Origin of the sequence: Budvicia diplopodorum, assembly GCF_009800925.1 — a bacterium.
Lineage (GTDB): Bacteria > Pseudomonadota > Gammaproteobacteria > Enterobacterales > Enterobacteriaceae > Budvicia > Budvicia diplopodorum.
On record NZ_WOYF01000030.1, the window covers coordinates 1 to 4,222 of the forward strand.

Consider the following 4,222-nt stretch of genomic DNA (forward strand, 5'->3'; position numbering starts at 1 on the left):
GGCACCATGGTCGCCGACGGTCACACCACGGTCACCAGCCGCGGTAGTATGAATAACAGCGGCACCGTCTCGGGCGGGCAAGGCCTGACCCTGTCGGCCAGCAGCATCGATAACAGCGGCACGTTACAAAGCAAGGGCAGCACCACCATCAGTACTCCCGGTTATGTGAATAACACCGCGGGCTCTAAAATCATCAGCACCGGCTTTTTGACCCTCAACAGCGGCGACTGGCTGACTAACTACGGTACCCTGTATTCCGCAGACGGCGCGGCGCTCAGCAGCACCAACGCGCTGTTTAACGGCGGCGCTATCCAGAGCGGACTGGGGCTGTCGCTGGCCGCAAGCCATATTACCAACAGTGGTGCGATTTACGGCGGCGGCAACACGCAGCTGCTGAGCCGGAGCGCGATGGTGAATACCGGCACTCTCGGCGCTGACGGCGACCTCACCCTGACGATGCCCGGCGAGTTTTCCAGCAGCAATACCCTGCATGCGCGGGGCCACGTCTGGCTGAATGCCGGTGGCAACGTGACGAATACCGCCACGCTGGCCGCCGACCGCGGGCTAACGCTGACCACACAGGGTAACCTGTTCAACAGCGGAACGCTTTACGGTAAAGAGGCCATGAGGCTGACGGTTAACGGGTCGGTCACCAACGGCGGCACGTTGGGCAGCGGCGGTGAACTGACGCTGACCACCGGTGGCAGCCTGCTCAATAACGGCACCCTGTATAGTCAGGGTGCCGGTAAATACCGGATTAACGGCAGCTTCACCAATCACGGCCTGCTGCGCAGTGAAGACCAAATCTGGATGGATACGCAGGGCTATATTCTGAATGAAGCGGACGTCTTCTCCCTGCTGGGCCTTAACCTGAGCAGCGAACAGAGCGTCACTAACCATGCCCAGCTTTACAGCGGCGGGGAACTGCGCCTGCGTGCGCGCGGTAATCTGACCAATAGTGCCACGCTGGCCGCGCTGGGTAATATGATAGTATCAGCCAACGCCTTCAGCCAAACCGGCAATGGGCTGCTGGCCGCCGGTGTGCAAAGCAACGGCCAGCTGGCCCAAAACGGCAATCTCACCCTTAACGTTGCGCAGTCTGCCGATTTACAGGGCCAGACGCTGGTCTCCGGCATTCTGTCGGTCGATGCGAACGGCATTAATCTGGCCGATGCCCGGGTCAGCGCCGGAGCCATCACGTTTCAGGCCCACGGCGGCGGTGTAAACACCGACCGGGCGCAAGCGTACGTCAGCAACGCGCTGAACGCCGACACCACCGCCCACTGGAGTAATCTGGGCGGTAAGCTGTATGCCGGTGAAATCAACCTGAACGCCGCCTCGTTAACCAACGATGCGCAGGGTGAAATCAGCGCTCAATCAAACAAAATCACGCTGAGCACGACTCTGAGCAATCGCGGGCTGATTGACGGTTTGCTTACCCGGCTGCAGGCCCGCCAGATAGACAACTACGGCACCGGTCGTATTTACGGTACCTGGCTGGGCCTGCAGGCCAACACCATCAATAACCGCGAAGAGGGCGGCATTGCCGCAACGATTGCTGGGCGTGAAAGCGTGGATATTGGCGCGGGCATTCTCAACAACTACGCCCACTCGCTGATATTCAGCGGCGGCAATATGTCGATTGGCCGGTGGCTTGATGATAACGGCAACGCCACCGGTATGGGCGATGCGCTCAATAACCACAGCGCCACCGTTGAGGCGTTGGGTAACCTGCAACTGTCGACGAGGGTGATTAACAACATCAATGACCACTTTTTGACGGAAGTTCGGCAAATTTCGCAGGAACACATACTGCAATACCGAATTGGTGGCGGCCAAAAATTTTATACTCCTGATGAAATATATATCGATTACAACAGAGAAGTTCCGCATCTGATATCCGATGAATACCCCCGAGGTACCGACAATTATTATCTTTATGACTATATACGAACGATAGAAGAGACCGTGATTACTGAAACTGACCCGGCAAAGATATTGTCAGGCGGAAATCTCATTATCACCGCAAATAGCGTATTGAACGACAAAAGCCAGATTGTTGCAGGAAATGTACTGAGTATCGATGCGGCTGAACTCAGTAATATTGAAGTCCTCGGACAGCGCATTATTAGTGATGTTGGTAATGAAAGAGAATATTACCGACATTCAGTTAGCAGTGGCAGAGATCGGCAACGGTCGCGTGATGTTTCCTACACTCCGGCACCGGTGGTGCAAGATATTACTCTCAGACCTTCTGAAACCCAGGGCAACACCCAACCGAATGGCAGTGGAACATCAATAGCCGGGCGTCAGGAAATGGGCGCACCAAGCGGTGGTATCGGCGCTATTAGTATCGATCGGGTAAATATTCAGATAGGGGGGGGCGACGTTAGCGTGGTCACCCGACCGCCGAGCCTCAATTTGGCCTTACCCAATACTAGCCTGTACCGCATCAATCCGGCCGCCAGCAGCCACTATCTGGTGGAAACCGACCCGAAATTTGCCAACTATAAGACATGGCTAAGCTCGGATTATATGACCAGCCAGATCAAAAGCGATCCGAATAACGTATTTAAGCGTTTAGGCGATGGCTTTTACGAACAGCAGCTTATTCGCGAGCAGATTATCAGCCTGACCGGGCAACGCTATCTCGGTAGCTATGCTGACGATGACGAGCAGTTCAAAGCCCTGATGAACAACGGCGTAGCGTTTGCTGAAAAATATTCTCTGTCGCTGGGTATCGCGCTCACGCCGGAACAGATGGCTAATCTAACCAGCGATATTGTCTGGATGGTCAGCCGTGAAGTGACGCTGGCCGACGGCTCGAAACAGACCGTTCTGGTGCCGCAGGTGTATGCCATGGTGAAGCCGCAGGATATCGACAGCAACGGCGCGCTGCTGGCCGGTAAGCAGGTCGGGCTGCAGCTGACCGGCGATATGGTTAATCAGGGGCGTATTCTGGCCGGTGACAAGCTGAGCGTATTGGCGCAAAACATTCAGAATATGGGCGGCACCATCAGCAGTGCCAACGTGGCGCTGGCCGCCCGTAACGACATCAACAATATCGGCGGGCTGATGCAGGGCGGTGATAGTCTGAGGCTGAAAGCCGGGCATGACATCAATATCACCACCACCACTAACCAAGCGGAGAATGGCACAAGCAATAATCGCTCATCTCATACCAATATCAACCAGATGGGCGCGCTGTTGGTGAATAACGACAACGGTACACTACAGCTTTCTGCTGGAAATGATATTAACCTCACCGCTACCGTTATCAGTAATCAGGGGCAGAATGGTCATACCCTACTGGAAGCGGGTCATGACCTGAATATGAAGACGGTGACGGTCGATAACAGCCGACACGCTGAGTTTAATAAAGATAACTACTATACCTTGAGCCATTCGCAGGATATTGGTACTCAAATCAATGGTAATGGAAATATTACTCTGGCGGCAAAAAATGACATCAACGCACGTGCGGCACAGGTAACGACGGACAGCCAGCTTGCAGTCATTGCCGGTCGTGACATCAATATTACTGCGGGCCAATCTACCGATTATATTGATACGCATAGGAAAACCAGCTATAGCGGTACGTTGACTAAAACAACCAAAGAAGAACATTCGACATCTGATACCACTTCCGCGCAAAGCAGTTATTTCAGCGGTGATAACGTCGTGATGAAAGCCGGACATGATTTGTTGGTTCAGGGTAGTCAGGTTGCTGCAACCCATGATGTGACGTTGAAAGCGGATAACAATCTGACTATTACCGGTGCACAAGAAACCAGCAATCAACTCCACATGGAGCGTGAAACCAAGTCCGGCCTGATGAGCAGCGGCGGCATTGGGGCAACCTACGGCAAGATTGATGAAAAATCTACCCAAACAGTACGCACTATCAGTAACTTGGGTAGCACCGTGGGCAGTACCGAAGGTAGCGTCATCCTTATCGCCGGTAACGACTTAGCCATCAAAGGCTCGGACGTGATTGCGAAAAAAGATATCAGCCTCACCGGCAAGAACGTGTCGGTGGAATCGGTTGAGAACCAAACCAGCATCAAAGACGTGTACGAGCGCACCCAAACCGGTATGACGGTGGCGCTTTCCGGCGCGGTCGGTAGCGCATTGAATGCGGCGGTAACGCAGGCCAAACAGGCGCAGGACGCCAACGACAGCAAGATTGAAGCCTTACAGCAAATCAAAGCGGCCCTGTCGG

1 protein-coding gene is annotated in these 4,222 nt (G+C 54.2%); it reads left to right on the forward strand.

Annotated elements, in window-relative coordinates:
- Positions 1-4,222, forward strand: a 4,222-nt coding sequence (locus tag GVI43_RS15615) for a beta strand repeat-containing protein (RefSeq protein WP_211959117.1), incomplete at both ends; no start/stop codon positions are given.